Source organism: Pelosinus propionicus DSM 13327 (assembly GCF_900114615.1).
Taxonomy (GTDB): Bacteria; Bacillota; Negativicutes; order DSM-13327; family DSM-13327; genus Pelosinus; species Pelosinus propionicus.
The window spans coordinates 1-16,602 of record NZ_FOTS01000047.1 but is presented as its reverse complement, the minus strand read 5'-3'; the positions used below and the strand labels follow the sequence as shown (position 1 = coordinate 16,602).

15 protein-coding genes are annotated in these 16,602 nt (G+C 42.9%); 8 read left to right on the top strand and 7 right to left on the bottom strand.

All coding sequences use genetic code 11. From position 1 onward, the window contains the following. Positions 1 to 233: 233 nt before the first annotated feature. The 3 genes from BMZ99_RS20025 to BMZ99_RS20015 all read left to right on the top strand — a co-directional run bounded on the left by BMZ99_RS20025 (position 234) and on the right by BMZ99_RS20015 (position 2,532). Positions 234 to 1,526: a dicarboxylate/amino acid:cation symporter gene (locus BMZ99_RS20025; RefSeq protein WP_090941874.1), complete on the top strand. Its 1,293-nt coding sequence runs from the start codon at positions 234 to 236 to the stop codon at positions 1,524 to 1,526. A gap of 210 nt (positions 1,527 to 1,736) precedes the next feature. Continuing rightward, positions 1,737 to 2,171 (top strand): DMT family transporter, encoded by a 435-nt coding sequence (locus tag BMZ99_RS20020; RefSeq protein ID WP_090941871.1) that lies wholly within the window; start codon positions 1,737 to 1,739, stop codon positions 2,169 to 2,171. A 103-nt stretch (positions 2,172 to 2,274) separates the two neighbouring features. Then, complete coding sequence (locus BMZ99_RS20015) at positions 2,275 to 2,532, top strand: TfoX/Sxy family protein (protein ID WP_090941866.1); 258 nt, start codon at positions 2,275 to 2,277, stop codon at positions 2,530 to 2,532. 98 nt (positions 2,533 to 2,630) lie between these two features. Here the strand turns inward: BMZ99_RS20015 and BMZ99_RS20010 are convergent, their stop codons facing one another. Further along, the gene (locus tag BMZ99_RS20010) at positions 2,631 to 2,906 is read right to left on the bottom strand and encodes a winged helix-turn-helix transcriptional regulator (protein ID WP_281246850.1); all 276 of its coding nucleotides are present in this window, start codon (positions 2,904 to 2,906) and stop codon (positions 2,631 to 2,633) included. A gap of 280 nt (positions 2,907 to 3,186) precedes the next feature. Here BMZ99_RS20010 and BMZ99_RS20005 point away from each other — a divergent pair, with 280 nt between their 5' ends. From BMZ99_RS20005 to BMZ99_RS19995, 3 genes are all read left to right on the top strand, one after another. Further along, a complete protein-coding gene (locus BMZ99_RS20005) occupies positions 3,187 to 4,068 on the top strand; it encodes an MBL fold metallo-hydrolase (protein WP_090941864.1) in 882 nt (293 codons plus the stop codon). Positions 4,069 to 4,271: 203 nt separating this feature from the next. Further along, the gene (locus BMZ99_RS20000) at positions 4,272 to 4,541 is read left to right on the top strand and encodes a CD3324 family protein (RefSeq protein ID WP_090941863.1); all 270 of its coding nucleotides are present in this window, start codon (positions 4,272 to 4,274) and stop codon (positions 4,539 to 4,541) included. 139 nt (positions 4,542 to 4,680) lie between these two features. Then, positions 4,681 to 5,406 carry an SAM-dependent methyltransferase gene (locus tag BMZ99_RS19995; protein ID WP_090941858.1) on the top strand — a complete coding sequence of 242 codons (726 nt, stop codon included), beginning with the start codon at positions 4,681 to 4,683 and terminating at the stop codon, positions 5,404 to 5,406. Between the two features lie 30 nt (positions 5,407 to 5,436). On the opposite strand, the gene BMZ99_RS19990 is transcribed toward BMZ99_RS19995, so the two are convergent. Then, on the bottom strand, positions 5,437 to 6,285 hold the full coding sequence (locus tag BMZ99_RS19990; protein WP_090941855.1) for a MurR/RpiR family transcriptional regulator: 849 nt from the start codon (positions 6,283 to 6,285) through the stop codon (positions 5,437 to 5,439). 318 nt (positions 6,286 to 6,603) lie between these two features. Here BMZ99_RS19990 and BMZ99_RS19985 point away from each other — a divergent pair, with 318 nt between their 5' ends. After that, positions 6,604 to 7,689: a PrpR N-terminal domain-containing protein gene (locus BMZ99_RS19985; RefSeq protein ID WP_090941853.1), complete on the top strand. Its 1,086-nt coding sequence runs from the start codon at positions 6,604 to 6,606 to the stop codon at positions 7,687 to 7,689. Positions 7,690 to 8,004: 315 nt separating this feature from the next. Further along, complete coding sequence (locus BMZ99_RS19980) at positions 8,005 to 8,934, top strand: MBL fold metallo-hydrolase (protein WP_090941850.1); 930 nt, start codon at positions 8,005 to 8,007, stop codon at positions 8,932 to 8,934. 195 nt (positions 8,935 to 9,129) lie between these two features. On the opposite strand, the gene BMZ99_RS19975 is transcribed toward BMZ99_RS19980, so the two are convergent. The 5 genes from BMZ99_RS19975 to BMZ99_RS26505 form a co-directional block, all read right to left on the bottom strand. Continuing rightward, entirely contained in the window at positions 9,130 to 10,425 is a 1,296-nt protein-coding gene (locus tag BMZ99_RS19975; protein ID WP_090941845.1) for a TolC family protein, read from the bottom strand. A 118-nt stretch (positions 10,426 to 10,543) separates the two neighbouring features. Then, positions 10,544 to 13,660, bottom strand: coding sequence for an efflux RND transporter permease subunit (locus tag BMZ99_RS19970; RefSeq protein ID WP_090941842.1), 3,117 nt, complete (start codon positions 13,658 to 13,660; stop codon positions 10,544 to 10,546). Then, complete coding sequence (locus tag BMZ99_RS19965; RefSeq protein WP_090941839.1) at positions 13,657 to 14,775, bottom strand: efflux RND transporter periplasmic adaptor subunit; 1,119 nt, start codon at positions 14,773 to 14,775, stop codon at positions 13,657 to 13,659. The genes BMZ99_RS19970 and BMZ99_RS19965 overlap by 4 nt, the downstream gene beginning before the upstream one ends. 550 nt (positions 14,776 to 15,325) lie before the next feature. Beyond that, complete coding sequence (locus tag BMZ99_RS19960) at positions 15,326 to 15,784, bottom strand: MarR family winged helix-turn-helix transcriptional regulator (protein WP_090941836.1); 459 nt, start codon at positions 15,782 to 15,784, stop codon at positions 15,326 to 15,328. A 369-nt stretch (positions 15,785 to 16,153) separates the two neighbouring features. After that, positions 16,154 to 16,602: hypothetical protein (locus BMZ99_RS26505; protein ID WP_090941833.1), on the bottom strand; the 449-nt coding region annotated here is incomplete at its 5' end.

Below are 16,602 nucleotides of genomic sequence, written 5' to 3'. Positions count from 1 at the left end.
TTAATTTCAGGCAATGAAGCCTTAGACCTATTAGACAAAGGCTTTTATATATTTAGGTGACAAAGGCGTCACGTGGCATAATTATAAGCCACTGACGCCTTTTGTTGTTTTTAGCGGATAGTATGTCTTTCTTACAAGGAGGATGAAGAACTATGAAAGTTGTCTAAGATTTTGAGTTTCCTTTTAGTTTGTTATGGATGCAGTAATATTTAATTATAGGAAGGTGTTTATAAATGAAAGAGCACTTGGTAGATGCAAACTCGTCTGACATTTCGGTGACTTCTAAAAAAATAAAAAGTACTTCACCATCAGTGATACTTATGTCCCTAATAGGAGGGATCGCGTGCGGGTATTTTTTTCCAGAGTTTTCCGTAACATTAAAACCAATTGGTGATGCTTTTATTAAAATGATCAAAATGATTATTGTACCGTTAGTTTTCTCCATATTGGTTATAGGAATTGCTGGTACAGGCGATTTTAAAAAAATGAGTAGGCTAGGCGGAAAGGCGTTGCTTTGGTTTACCTTCGCTTCGACAATTGCGTTAATTATCGGCCTGGTACTGGCAAATGTTCTCCAGCCAGGATCCGGGGTCGCTCTTATGCAGGTTGCACCTCCAGAAGGAGCTGCTTCTGCCGCTAAGTTCCGCAGTACGACAGAGCTATTGCTGTCTATTATACCAACCAATATATTCGAGGCATTAAGTACCGCAAATTTACTACAAGTAGTCTTCTTTTCCTGCTTTTTTGGTGTGGCTACCGCAGCATTGAAAGAACGGGGGAAACCGATCCTTGATTTTCTGACTGCAGTTTCTGAAGCAATGTTTAATGTGACCCATTATGTCATGAAAGTGACTCCTTTTGGAATTTTCGCCTTTATGGGGTGGAGTGTTGGTAAGTATGGACTATCTTTGGTAATACCGTTGGCGAAGTTGATTGGGACTTTATATTTAGGACTGGTTATATTTGTTGTTTGTATATTAGGGCTTGCATGCTTTATGTTAAAGATAAATATGATTCAAGTATTTAGAGTTATTAAAGAACCGTTAATTCTCAGTTTTTCGACTTGCTCTAGTGAAGCGGCATTACCTATACTAATGGAAAAATTATTAAAATTTGGGGTTCCCAAGCATATTGTGAGCTTTGTTCTTCCAACAGGCTATTCATTTAATCTTGATGGTGCGGCAATATACAAGTGCATGGCGCTAATGTTTATTGCGCAGGTGTCTCAAATACCAATTGATATCTCTACACAGATGATGATGATAGTCGCCATGATGATTATGTCAAAAGGATCTGCTGGAATGCCTGGTATGGCGTTTGTACAACTTTCAGCAGGGGCCGCTATGTTTAACTTGCCTATGGAAGGGTTATTTATGATCATGGGAGTTGATCGCCTTATGGATATGGGACGAACTTCAGTAAACCTAATTGGTAATGCGATTGCGACGTTGATTGTTGCCCGTTGGGAAGGTGAGCTTTCTGAGGAGACTATCCAGCAGGGATATGCTAAGAATTATGAAGAATAGTTTGCAGGGTGGGGCTGTCGACAATAATATAAAATCATAGCAGGATTTGGCATTTATAAAGAGAAGCTAACCATAATAACTTAGGCAGTAAATTTATGGGCGGCTTCTCTTTTGAACACCTTTCGATCATGCAGGTATAATTGTCAAGGAGCCTAAAAGCTTAATTGAGCTATGTCTGTAAACAATCCAAATTACGTGGTGGTGATTTAATTGAACTGGTTTTATTTGGTTCTATGTTTTATTGGAGGCATTGGATTATCTTTTCAAGCAAGTGTCAATAGTGAGCTTGGAAGAAAAATAGGTACTATCGAAGTTAGTTGTCTTGCCTATACTGTTGGAGCAATCATTTTATTTATTATGGCGTGCTTTTTCGGCAAAGGTAATATGTTAGAAGCTCTTAATTTTCCTAAGTGGAAATTATTTGTGGGTATATTTGGGGCGTTATTTATTTATATTATTATTTTATCTGTTCCGAAGATTGGCATTGCTTCAGCGATCATTGCCGGTATAGTTGGGCAGATGTTTTTAAGTATGATAATTGACCATTATGGGTTATTTGGCAATATCCAAACGCCAATCAATGTTTCTCGAATACTTGGATTAGCTTTAATGTTTTTATCAACATATCTTTTTTACACAAAATAAATAACCGAATAATAAACTGCCCCCTCTGGAAGAAAAGGGGCGGCAAGGTCACAAAAAGAAAAACGATTCATAAGCTAGCAGATTAGTATGAGAGGTGAATATCATGGGAATTTTATCTGATCTGCCCAATATTGGAGAGGTAGTTGAAAAACAACTCAATGATGTGGGGATTACAACCTATGAACAATTGAAGGAATGCGGCAGCAAGCAAGCCTGGTTAAAAATACGAGCAATAGATCCTTCCGCCTGTATCCATCGGCTATATGCGTTGGAAGGGGCTATTCTGGGTGTTAAGAAGAACCAGGTTCCAAAAGAAACGAAAGTGGAGCTGAAAAATTTTTTTAATGCGTTTAGCAAATAATAAAAACCAAGCAATCAAATCCTATCTGGTTTGATTGCTTGGTTTTTATATTAGGTTCGTTGGACTCCTTTAATCTCTGAGGGATCTATTTTCCTTTGTTATTGTCTAATACGTTTTTTATATTCATCTCCCCATATTTCAAGTTCTTTTAGAACAGGCAAAAGTTTCATTCCAATTTCGGTTAATGAATATTCTACTCGTGGTGGAACTTCTGCGTACACTTTTCTATGTATAAGCTGAAAGCTCTCTAAACTACGGAGTTCTTTTGTTAAAGTGGCCTGTGTTATTTCTGGCATTTGACGATTCATTTCTCCAAAGCGAAGCATTCCCGAACTTAAATGATGTAGTATCCGAAGAGCCCATTTGCCTCCGATTATTTTTTGTGCTAATGCAATTGGACAGTCTTCAAAATTGATGTTATTTATACTTTTTCACTCCTAACTATCATTAAAGATAGTACCTATTAAATATGATCGTACTTGATAGATTTATTGTAGCATTATAATATGTATGTGTAAAATAAAATCCAGCAGATAAGTCAGTTTTTTTGGTAGCCATATCAATGGAGATAGCTAGGAATGTAGACATTGTACATGCGGGTTAAACTATCGGGAGTAATATCGAAATGTAATTTTTCAAAGGAAGGTGATAATCATGATTAACACAACAGATTTTTTTAAGGCGCAGAAACTGGACGATGATCTATATGTCATTACGGAAGCTGGAATTGTACATTGCTATCTTATCCTGGGGCGGGAAAAAGCGATCTTAGTTGATGCCGGTTTTGGCTACGAGGACATAAGGTCGATCATCAGAAGTATAACGGATTTGCCGGTAATGCTTGTATTGACCCATGGCGATCCTGACCACAGCTACGGCAGTGAACATTTTGGGGATATATGGCTGTGCCAGCCGGACTACGGTCAGATTATGGGCTTTGACACAAAGCCTGAAAGGCAGTTCGCGGCTGCGTCGGGAGTAAAATTTCTACAAGAGAATAAACCGGAAGCCGTTGAACGTTTTGACAGCAAAGCATTCGCTGAAAAGAGCCTGCTCCGAGCCCTGACTCCGCATTTTGTAAAGGATGGAGAATTGTTTGACTTGGGCGGAAAGACGTTGGAGGTAATATATACACCGGGGCATTCTTATGGGCATATCATGCTACTGGATAGGGCAAAAAAGAGACTTTTCTCAGGAGATATGATTTGTGATTATGCCATCATTTTCTTTTTCGAATCTGATAGAAACGCCCCTTTTTCCATGGCGCTGGACAGCTGGAAAAAGATAAAACGCTTAGAAAAGGATATCATAGATATTTATAGTAGCCATGGACCGAACCCAATTACAATGGAATATGTCGACGCATACATCGAATGTTTTTCGGGAGAATTTCAGCAGAATTATTTAAAGGATAAACCGTTTTCCATACCTTTTTTAGGCTGCGGGTACCAGCATATCTATAAAACCGTCAATATCCAATACTCCGATAAGAGACTGGAGGAATTTTTAGGACACAAAGTGGAACGCGCTAATTAAGGATAAATTTAGCAGGACTTTTTGTATTTTATCAGAATAAATTGCTTAAGTAAGACAAAAATAAACTCTTTAAGAAAGGAAATTGGCTTATGATCCTATATTATTTGGAGTCGGTGGTATGCGGAGCAAAGGCTATCGCATAACAAACATGCTGTGAGATAGCCTTTGCTCAATCCTAAAACTACAATTTTAGGAGGAGCATAATGGGCTACAAGAACGCAGTTAGTATATTTCCCGCTGATTTGTTAGAAGCAATACAACAGTATATTGACGGTGAATATATTTATATTCCACGAAAGGCGGAGAATAAAAAACGGTGGGGGGACGTAAAAAACAGCAGGCAATATATTCAGGAACGCAACGAGATCATTTTTTCTCAGTATCAAGACGGTATTTCGGTTGAAGATATTGCAAGCTGTAATTACTTATCACCCAAAACAATCTACAAAATAGTGGCTGATATGAAAAGTTAATGTAAAAGTGAGAACGACACGGTGATTTTACCGTGTCGCTTCTTTATTTCTGAATGATCTTGTAGGGTGCATTGTAATACTATAACTACTATAATTGATGTATAACGGCAAGATAAAAGAGTAACGGAGGAAGAATAGTATGTGCACATTTACAAATCAATTTATTTCCAGTCAGAATAACATGGAATTTCTGAAATCTGCCATGATGGGGCCTAATGCCATGCGAGTAGCAGAGGAATTAGCGTCATGCCTAAACGTCAATGAGAATATGCGTATACTTGATCTTGGTTGTGGGTGCGGTCTTTCCACGCTCTTGCTGACACAAAAATACGGCGCAAAAGTTTTCGCCGCCGACTTGTGGATTTCACCGACTGAAAACTATGAGCGTTTCAAATCGATCGGGATTGATGATAAAGCCGTTCCGATTTCAGTAGACGCGACCAAAGGATTGCCTTTCGCAAATAGATATTTTGACCTATTGTTTACTGTGGACGCTTACCATTATTTTGGTGATACGGCCCAAATGCTCCCGTCGCTCATTCCTTTTGTGAAAAAGGGCGGCTATATCGCCGTGGCTATTCCCGGCTTAACATACGAATTTGGGAAAAATATTCCCGATGATATGCAGCCGTTTTGGAATAGCGAGATGGAAAGAACCCTGCACTCACTTGATTGGTGGAAAGATTTGTGGAAGAGGGCCGAGGGCATTGAAGTGGTAGACGGTCGTGAAATGGCCTGTTGCAAACAGGCGTGGAAAGAATGGCAGACGGGTTATCATCCCGTTGTCGCTGAGGACATCAAAATGATGGAGGCTGAGGGCGGAAAGTATTTTAATCTTGTTCAGCTAATTGCTAAAGTCATTTGAATAGCGATAATAAGAATCCTGCGGCCGGTCTTAGAATTTTCTACTAGCTGTTGCATTTCGAGTTTTTTGTATTGCATCATAGGATGGTCCATAATTCTTAAAAGCGACCGATGCCACTAAAGAATCAATGACTACAAGCTGTGCAATTCTTGCAGTAACTGATTCTGATTTAAAAACGGTTTCTTTGGTTGAAGTGCACAATACTATGTCACAATTTCTGAGCATGGGTGACTTTCCCTGTGTAGTAAGGCCGATGATCAGAGCGCCTGCCTGTTTAGCAAGTTTGAGACAGTCTATAACGCTTTTGTTGCAGCCAGAATGTGAAATTCCGATTACAACATCACCTTGTTTCATTAATGATGCGGCCATTGCTTGCGTATCTACGTCACTGTATATAAAACATTTAATTCCAATTTTTAAAAACTTGTGCATGGCGTCCTGTCCGACATAAGAACTGCCGCCGCACCCGAAAATTGTTACTTTTCTAGCATTTGAAATTGCCTGTGCGACTTTTTCCATTTCATCTACATTCACCACAGTCAGCGTTTCTTGAAGTACGGTAATCACAGAACCAAAAATTTTTTTTGTAATTTCTGCTGTGCTGTCCTCCTGATCCAATTCCGGATTTAAATGTTTAACTGGAATGATCATATCCTGTGCCAGGCTGATCTTAAACTCCTGATAACCTTTGTAGCCCACATTTTTGCAGAACCTTACAACAGTGGCGTCGCTAGACTGAGATTTTTCAGCGAGCTCGGTTACCGTCAGCTTGAGGATATCTGCATAATTATCAATTACATACTTGGCCACTTTTCTTTCTGCATCAGTTAATACTTTCAATTTGCTTTGTATTTTGAATAAACAGGGCTGATTTGTCATGACACGATTCCTCTGCCTTCCAATTTGCTTTTGCAAATAATAAATTTAATATTTAGATTATGAAAATAGTATATCATGCAGAAATGATATTTCAACAAGTGAGTAATGTATGTGAAAAAAGTAATCGATCCTATTTCACAATTTCTTAAGATGTATTATTTAAAATAAGATTTTTTATGTTTGTTTGAAATAAAATTTCAAACAAACTATTTTTTTATTGAAATTTTATTTCTGCATGCTATACTATTCTCAAAGCTAATTATTTAATATTCGAAATATTGGAAATGAATTAAAGTATTTAATTAGGGAGTGTTGAATTTGGAATTGATAATATTTATTGCTCCGTCGCAAAGTGTAGCTGAAATAGCCCATAAAATTATCGCTGAAATGGGTTTAAATATGCAGGTGCGAAAAGGGAGTATGGAAGAAGTTGTAAAGATAGTTTTAGATAATCCCCAGGTCGGTGTTTTTATTAGCCGGGGGGGAACGGCAGAGTTGATACACCGAAAAACCGGCAGACAAGTGGTAAGTATTGCTATATCGTTACGTGATATTTTGCCCGCTATCCATAAGCTGGTTGCCAGGGGGATAGAAAAGATTGGTGTCGCCATAAACCAGGCTGTGATTGGAACCAGCCCTCAAGAGCTGCAGGTTGGCCCGGTGGAAATTTATTTGCGTCCATGGGCTGATGAAGAGGATCTGAAGCATTCTATGGAAGAATTCTCGCAGCGGGGGATAAAGGGTGTCATTGGTGATGCAAACGGAACAGAGTTAGCTAAAAGGCAAGGTTTTGAGATTGAATTCGTAGATTCTGGACAGGAAGCTGTTAAGCAGGCGATTGATACGGCTGTTAAGATAGCTAAGTCACAAGAAGTAGAGCGATCACGTGAGCTTGAGCGAAAGCAGCAGGTTGAGCGTTATGTGAGTAAGCTGTACCAAGATATAGAACAAGCGGCAGCGGCCGTCCAAGAAATGACTGCATCGTCACAGGAACTAGTCTCCACTAGTCAGGGATCAGCGCAAATTGCTAAAGTTGCTGCGCAGGAATTAACAAATACCACTCAGATTTTAGGCATTATCCGACAGGTAGCTCAGCAAACAAATTTACTTGGTTTAAATGCCGCCATTGAGGCTGCCCGCGCAGGTGAACACGGACGGGGCTTTTCTGTGGTGGCCGACGAAGTTCGTAAGCTCGCGGATGAGAGTAGACGTTCAGCCGGAGACATTGCCAGTATGTTAGTCAGATTTAGTAACGCAGTGGATCAAGTGTTAAGCAACGTCGAACAGAGTAATTCTATCAGTCATGAACTAGCTCAAGCAACCGAAGAAATTGCAAATATGCTTGAAGGACTGCGGTCGCTCGGCCATAATTTAATGGACATGGTAGAAAATAATCCTAAGTAAGAGGGATATGGCTCACCTCAACCATTCAAATCCAGATTTGTTGTTAAAAAAGAGTAAACAGCTATTTGTCTGATGTTGGACAAATAGCTGTTTTGTGTTTTGCAGTTTTAGCGCCAGCAAAGACTGCATCTACGCCAAATGAGAATTTTTCTGGAAACAAAACGGGAATAATGATACCATCATAGTGGATTATAAAATACATCCAAAATGAGATAATATTAGCTGACAAATGGATTTATGCATAGAGCCCAATCATTAAATTTTTGGATTTTGATGAAAAAGAAATGTAGGTATTAGAATAAAGGATGTACACACATGAAGATACCATATCGACTATTGAAAAGATTCTTACATAACTATCCAAATCGAAGACCCCATCAGCCCATCCCTGTGGAAACTTTAAATCTGGATGACATGTTACAGGCGAAGCAGTCTAAAGCTGTATGGTTTGGTCATTCCACCGTTTTAATGCAGATCGGAGGGAAGACGATCCTGTGTGATCCAATCTTTTCGAACCTTTTCTGGTTTTTTTCTCTCTTTACCGGAAAACGGTTTACGGAACAATTGCCGATTGTACCCCAGGAACTCCCAGAAATAGATATTCTTCTCTTGTCCCATGATCATTACGATCATATGGATTATCGATCGATTATGGGAATCAAAGAGAAAGTGCATCGGTTTTGTGTGCCGCTCGGCGTTGGCAATCGGCTGCGGCAGTGGGGGATTGCCAGAGAAAAGATTGCAGAATTGTCATATGGAGAAACCTCGTGCTTTGGAGAGCTGATAGTTACCTGTACGCCAAATCAGCATTTTTCAGGAAGAGGTTTGTTTGACCGCAATAAGACCTTATGGTGTTCCTGGGTAATCACCAGTGAGAAGGAAACCATTTTCTTTAGTGGTGATGGTGCCTATGGTCCACATTTTAAGGAAATTGGTGACCAATATGGTCCGTTTGACTTGACTCTTGTAGAATGTGGCCAGGCTATTGAAAGCTTCGGGGCAATTCATATGACTCCTGAAAAGGCGGTGCAGGCACAACTTGACTTACAGGGGCAGCTCATGCTGCCAATCCACTGGGGGATGTTCAGTCAATCGAATATTGAATGGACACGTCAGATCGAACGACTGCTAATAGAGGCCGAAAGGCGAGAAGTAAAAGTAACTACGCCAAAAATCGGTGAAATTGTCACTATCGGTGCTGAGCGTTATCCATGCATAACCTGGTGGAACGAGCTAAAAGACTAGAACTATCATTTTTAAATGGGGGCAAGGAACCTGCTCCCGTGTCCCATTCAACATGTTTCACACCATTTTTGCGTCGCCAGCGTCCTACTGATGGGAACGGGTATATAGAGTTATACTTGTAGCTCTACTGGCACAGTCCACCATAATGTTTTTTATCACATTGTTCATGCACTGGCAGAATATCTCCTTAGTGGCTTATTCGCTGCCGATCGCCTTGTGAAGCCGGGCCTTGCTGATGTTATAGTCAAATAATGAGTTAGTATAGTTGGTTTTTGCCTGGTGTAGTGCCAGTTCAGCATCCATAACATCTAAATTGGTGCCGACACCGGCGCTATAAGCTCTTTGTGCAATAGCAAAATTCACACTGGCTTCTTCAACAGCTACCTTGTTGGTACTTATTCGTTTTTCTGCTTCCTTCATACTCAAATAAGCATCGCTGATTTCCAAGGAAATGTTATTCTGTATTTGTTGCGCTTGCTTCCGTGCGGCTAACTCGCCTGATTGTGCCTGCCTGATTTTGGCTTTGGTATTGCCAGAGTCAAATAGGTTAAATTGGGTTACCAACATCGCGGTCCAATCTCTGTTCGCCGTACCAGCAAAGTCGTAGTTATCCCAGGCCATGGTCCCGGTCAGCATAACCTTGGGATGTTGTCCACTTTGGGCGATTTTGATTTGTGCTTCTTCTATTTGAATATTCGCCTGCTGTTGAGCGACCACCGGACGATGTGCCAATCCATAGGAGATAACGTCGTCAAGATCCAAAGCATATTCCTGATAAATTAGCGGTTCTGTCAGCGTAATTTCGCTGCGCAGGGGTAAGCCCATCGTTTTATTTAGGCTGTAGACGGCTAGATCATAATCGTTTTGCGTTTTTACTAAATCATTTTCCGCATTTGCTAGCCGGACCTTGGTTTGCAGTACGTCATGCCAGGATGCCACGCCGGTATCGTACATTTGCTGGACACGTTTAAGATGGGCGTTAAAATCATTTACCGTTTGTTTGGCGATTTCTAGCAAGGTCTTTTTCTGCAGCACATTATAATAGGCCTCACTCGCTTCTAATTTGAGTTGTTGTTTGGTGGCTGCACTTTCAAGCTGAGACACCTTGTGACTGAGTTTCGCTTGTTCAATCGTGTTTTCTACTTTACCACCGGTATAGAGTGGAATACTGGCGATAATCTGGTTGCTGAAATAGTTATAGGGAGAGACGGCTTCAGGGGAGCGTGACCATGTGGGCGGGGAATTTGAACGTATATCCGTATGGGCATAATCTAGGGATATGTTTTTATTGGTCTGAGCTTCTTTCAGCGCCCAAACTGACTGTTCTTGGCGTGCTTCTGCAATTTGCAGTGCTGGATTATTCTTATACGTCAGAGCAATACTCGCATCAAGTGAGAGCTCCAGCGGTGCTGCCAGGGCAGTTTGGCAAAACATAACGAAAGCAGTAGCCGCTACAACGACTGTATTAACGAGAATGAATGGTGATTTCACGATTTCTCCTTTCGGTTGGATTATTTTACATTTATATTGTTTCTGGAAATCATTTCTAATCGCTGGCTGACAATGATGATGGCAGCAGTGGCTTCAGTAATTGCGCAATTTCATACTACTAAGACATTGACTTTCCGGCGTCATTTAAAGAATTGATTTTTGTACCGTCATCTGGTTGTGCCTTATACCAGGTAGCATACATAACCGGCAGCACCAGCAAAGTCAGGATGGTTGCTCCCAGTAAACCGCCGGCGATGGCAATCGCCATGGAGCCCCATAAAGTACTGGGTACCAGCGGAATCATGCCTAGGATAGCGGCTGCCGCTGTTAGCATAATAGGGCGGAAGCGGCTGATTGTCGCTGACACAATAGCGTCCCATAGCGAGTCGCCGGCCACCAGATGTTGTTCAATCTGGTCCATCAATATAACGGTATTGCGCATAATAATACCGAACAAGGCCAGAATTCCCAATTGGACCACAAATCCCATAGGACTTCCGGTGAGCAGGAGACTGATGGATACACCGATAATACCAAGTGGCGCTGTTAAGAGGGTTAACAGCATTTTCGGTATACTTTGCAGCTGCGTCATGAGCAGAATCATAATGATAAGCAGCATGGCTGGGATGGGTTCCGCCAGGAACTTGCTGCTTTTAATGCTGCGTTCCGTTGCACCGTCAAATTCAATGAAATAGCCGGCTGGCAGACTGCTTCTGAGTTCCTGGAGGCTGCCGTAAACTTGCTTGGTCACGTCCGAGCCGGTATGTTTAGACGTGGGATTCAGTTCCGCCTGTACCATAATCATGGGCAGCAGGTCGCGCCGGTAAATTAAGCCTTCTTCGGCGTCATAACGGATGGTGGCGATTTGGTCAAGCGGGACATATTTGCCGTTGCCGATATGGATGTTGAGGTCTTTTATCCGTTCCGGGTTATTACGGTCCGCTTCCGCAAACCGGAGAACCATGCTGACGGTTTTATCATGCTGACGAAACTCGGTGATAGGTGTTCCGGACAACTGAGTTTGGAGCGATGCGGCCAATTCATGGGAACTGAGTCCGAGGGCTTTGGCTTTTGCCTGGTCAACCTCCAAGTGCATCACTTTGCTTTTCTCATTCCAGTTGAGGTTTACGTTTTGTGTAGCTGGATGGGCGGCCATGACGGCGCGAACTTGTTCAGCGATTTCACGAACTTTTTCATGGTCAGGGCCTTTTACCCGCAGCATCACCGGATAATCGGGTCCCGTTCCGGTGAATAATAACTTTATATGCCCTCGAACACCTGTAAATTCAGTGTTTAATAATTGTTCGGCTTTTAGGGCAAGTGCATTACGAGCCTGAACATCCTTGGCTACTACAATGAATTCAGCGAAATTCGATTTATTGAAGGTTGGTTCAAAACTGAGCACAAAGCGAGGAGCTCCTTCACCTACATGATAGGTGTAATAGGAAATGTTCGGGTCGTCGTCCAATTCTTTAGCAAACTGGCGGGCCACATCCGCAGTGTTGGTTAGGGAAGCTCCTTCCTGTAATTTGAGCTGGATGATGAGCTCCGGACGGCTGGACGCAGGAAAGAATTCCTGTTTGACCAATCCCAAGAGAAAAATAGAGCCGATAAATGCGGCGGCAGTAGCTGTTAGTACGGTTTTGCGGTGATGCATGCACCACAGTAACAAGCGTTTAAATCGCCGATAAAAGGGGGTGTCATAAAGGTCATGGTGGACATTGCTTTCATCGGTTGTTTGCTGGGCCGGTTTTATTTTAATAAACTGGTAACCGAGCAAAGGGGCGACTGCTCCGGCAACCAGCCAGGAAGCAATGAGTGCGAAGAATATAACCCAAAAGAGATCGACGCAAAACTCGGCGGCAAGTCCTTTGGAGAAACCGATGGGAATAAAGCCCGCGCAGGTTATTAACGCGCCGGTCAAACGGGGATAGGCGGTAGAGGTATAGGAAAAACAAGCGGCGTCGAAGCGGCTCCAGCCTTGCTCCAGCTTGACGATCATCATTTCAGTGGCGATGATGGCATCATCGACCAACAAACCTAGCGCAATGATGAGAGCCCCCAGCGAGATGCTCTGCAGGGCGATGCCTGTCAGGTACATTAAGGTAAACGTAATGGCAATGACTAAAGGGATGGTTAGGGCCACGACCACGCCGGACCGCATACCCAGACTGGCAAAGCTTACAATTAAAACGATGACGATCGCTTCGACCAGGGATTCAACAAATTCGCCGATGGAGGATTCCACAACTTTCGGCTGATTGACAGTTTGATTGATTTCCAGCCCGGCCGGCAGTTCTTGGTTTATTTGAGAGAGAGTACTATCAAGATTTTTACCCAGTGTCAGAATGTTGCCGCCGGGTTCCATTGCCAGAGAAATGCCGACAGCCGGCTGACCGTTATAATACATTTTCGGGTCGGATGGTTCAGCATAGGCGCGAGTCACCTTGGCTATGTCTCCCAGACGGAAGGTGCGGCCACCAGCCTGAATGGGCGTGGTGCGGATGTCTTCCAAATTTTCAAACATCCCGGTAATTCGTAAGTAAGCATTGTCGGATACCGTTTCCAGCATGCCGGCGGCGGCCATGGCATTTTGCTCCTTTAAGGCGGCTGTAATTACAGACGGATCAAGACCTAAACGGGCCAGTTTGCTATTTTCGATTTCAATGTAGATTTTTTCGCTTTGCACCCCCAAGAGCTGGACTTTACTTACGCTGGGAACGCTTAAGAGAATGCGGCGGATTTTTTCGGCTCTTTCCCGCATTTCCTCGTAGGTAAATCCATCACCGGTCAGCGTATAGATTACGCCATATACTTCATCGTACCGGTCATTGAAGCTGGGCTCAGAAACGCCTTCCGGGAAGGTTCCTTTGATATCTTTCACCATATTGCGGGCTTCCAGCCATCTGGCCCGAAGCTCCTTGGCGGGAACCTGATCTTTGAGATTGATGTAAATCACCGTACGTCCCGGTGTAGAGTAACTTTTCAGATAGTCAAGCCCAGGCAGGTCCTGCAGTTTCTTTTCAATTTTATCCGTAACCTGCTCTTCCATCTGGCTGGCGGTGGCTCCTGACCAGGCAACGCTGACAATCATTTGTTTAATGGCGAAATCCGGATCTTCCATTCGTCCCACGTTCTTGTAGGAGAAAAGGCCAGCCACAAAAAAGAGGAAGATAAAGAAATAAATGAATTGTTTGTGGTTTAATGACCAGGCGGTAAGGTTAAAATGGCTCACAGGGCATCACCGGTTGTTTTTACCCTCTGTCCTTCTGTTAATTTATGTACGCCGGCGCTGACAATCCAGTCGCCTGGCTGCAGTCCGGCCAGCACCTGGATCGTGCTATTACCAAAGAGTCCGGTTTGGATGGGGCGCAGTGTCAGGATATTGTCGTTCACAACCCAGACGGCGGGCGTATTGCCGGTCTGATAGAGTGCAGAAAGTGGAATGGAAAATGCAGATTGGGCAGCGCCACCAAATAAGGCAACGGTAGCCGTCATCCCAAGCTTGACAGAAGGCGGTGGATTGAGCAGGCTGACGCGCACTTTGAAGGTGCGAGTCGTCGGATCTGCCATGGGAGCGATTTCCCGCACGTTACCGTTCAGTGTCACATTTGGCAAAGCCCAAAAAGTAACTCGGAGCTGTCCGGCGGTTTTAAATTCTTCCAGGCGGTTTTCAGGTACGTTAATTTCGATTTCTTGTTCTCCGTCCTGGACGACGGTGACAACTGTCTGACCGGTGCTGACAACCTGGCCGGCCTCGGCGGTGATTGCGGAGACAACTCCTGTCTGATCCGCTTTCAATAAGGTGTAATCCAGTTGATTAGCGCCCTGCGTATACTGGGCCGCCGCCTGCTGCACCGCTGCCGCCGCGGCATCATAGGTATTGACGTACTGGTCATACTGAGCATGGCTGATCGCGCCGCTGTCCAGTAATTGCCGGTAGCGGTTCAAATTACTTTCGGCAAGCTTAAGTTGCGATTGGGCGGAATATATCTGGGCAGAATTACTGCTTACCGTCTGCTGAATGTCTTTCGCATCCATCTGCATCAGCACATCACCGACATTGACTATACTGCCTAGCTGCACATTGCGTTTGATGATTTTGCCGGTGACCTGGAAAGCCAATTGGCTTTCATGGCGACCGCGCACTTCCCCGGCATAGGTGTAATCCTGTCCGGCAGTAGCTGCCTGAATGAGCTGGGTGCGGACCACGGGGAAGCTTTCCGGTTTTATTGGCGCTTTTGCAAAATGTGTTTTTGCCATGCCCCCTACCAGTAGGCAGCCTACCGTTAAAGCGACCAGAGCATAATAGTATTTTTTTCGGCTGAGATTCAGTCGCATATTGAACATAGAAACACTCCTTATCGTATACAATCTGTTTTTTCGGAAAAGAATTTACGGTGCGCGCCGGGCGATGCCAAATAGCAGCATGTTCAATAATTCAGCTAGAAAAAGGGGGCCTGACGAAAGGGGGGTATGCTGTGGCACAGGAAGCTTCCTCCTTTAGTAAAAGTAAGTAGAATAAGATTGATAAAGTCAAGAATAGCGAAAAGTTACTAAATATTCTTGGCAGAGAAGCCTGGATGAAGCGTCAGACATTCAGAAGAAAAGTTAACCAGGTGAACGATAATTTAAAAAGATAAGGATGTCACTCGCATACGTTTGCAAAGGATATCCTTGTTGCTGAAATAGCATCTTAATTCAATCAGATAAACTTGATTATAGGGTAGTTGCCTAGGTGAATAGTTTCGCATGTCTTAATAAAAATGTCAGGATAGTTTGTATGTGATTAAAATGTACACCAGGTGAACGATAAGGAAAAATCATATGAATGCCGGTGGAGAAGGTTTATTTTGCCGGCATTTGTTGCTAAATACCTCATTATATAAATCCAATATGGCTATTCCTGCTGCTCCATGTGGTCAATATACTGTTCCAGGTCTTGCAGGATGTCGCTGAGAAACAAATATTCTTTCGGCGTTAATGAGTTAATTTTTTTCATAATGCCGCTGTCAAAGGTTTCGTGAAATTTGAAATGATGTTGAACGGCAATTCGACCTTTGTCCGTCAATTCCAAAAGAATATTTTTTTTATTGCCAGTTTCCTGATAACGGTAGACCAGATCTTTTTGAATGAGTTTATGTATGATTTTTGGCAGGGCGCTTTTGGAAATACCCTGTCGATCTGCCAGTTCGGTCACGGTTATGCCTGGATGTTTGCCAATCATTTCGAGGGTATGAATTTCTGATGAGTATAGAAGTCTGTCTGTGCCAAATTTATTTGGTTGTTTCATTGCCTCCAGGAATTTCCTTGACAATCTAAAAAAAGATTTCAGCATTTCTTTTCTTTGTTCCATCATTTTTCTACCTCATGTTGTTAATAAAATATCATGGTGCTCTATGAATATATTGTACACTAGGTGAACAATTTGTCAAGCGATGTTTCTACAAAGAATATAAAAAACCGACGGGAAGATGGAGGGGCATTAGAGGCTGATACCTTTACGTGGGACAAGGAACCTGTCCCCGTGACACTTTCGAAATACCACCGTTAAACAATGTCACATCTGATCTAGCGTTATCATACTATGTTAATAGGTTACCCTGAATTTTATGGAGGTGATTCATTAATGTTTTATGATGACGATGATGATTACGATGATGATTACGATGATGATTGTGATTATGATTGTGATTATGATGACGATGATGATTTTATGCTTAGTTGCTCAATGAGCAGTTGTCAGTCTTGCTATTCGATGAAGAGTTGCCAGTCCTGCTATTCGATGAGCAGTTGTCAGTCTTGTTATTCGATGAAGAGCTGTCAGTCCTGCTATTCGATGAAGAGTTGTGAGTCCTGCTATTCGATGAAGAGTTGTGAGTCCTGCTATTCGATGAAGTGCTGTCAGTCCTGTTATTCTTGCCACAGCTGCCAATCTTGTCAGTCCTGCCAGTCCTGTTATTCTTGCCACTGCTGCCAGTCTTGTCAGTCTTGCCAGTCCTGCTATTCTTGCCACTGCTGCCAGTCTTGTCAGTCTTGCCAGTCCTGCTATTCTTGTCACTGTTGCCAGTCTTGCCAGTCCTGTAAGACTTGCCAAAGCTGTCAGTCCTGCCAGTCTTGTAAGACTTGCCAAAGCTGTCAGTCCTGCCAGTCTTGTAAGACTTGCCAAAGCTGTCA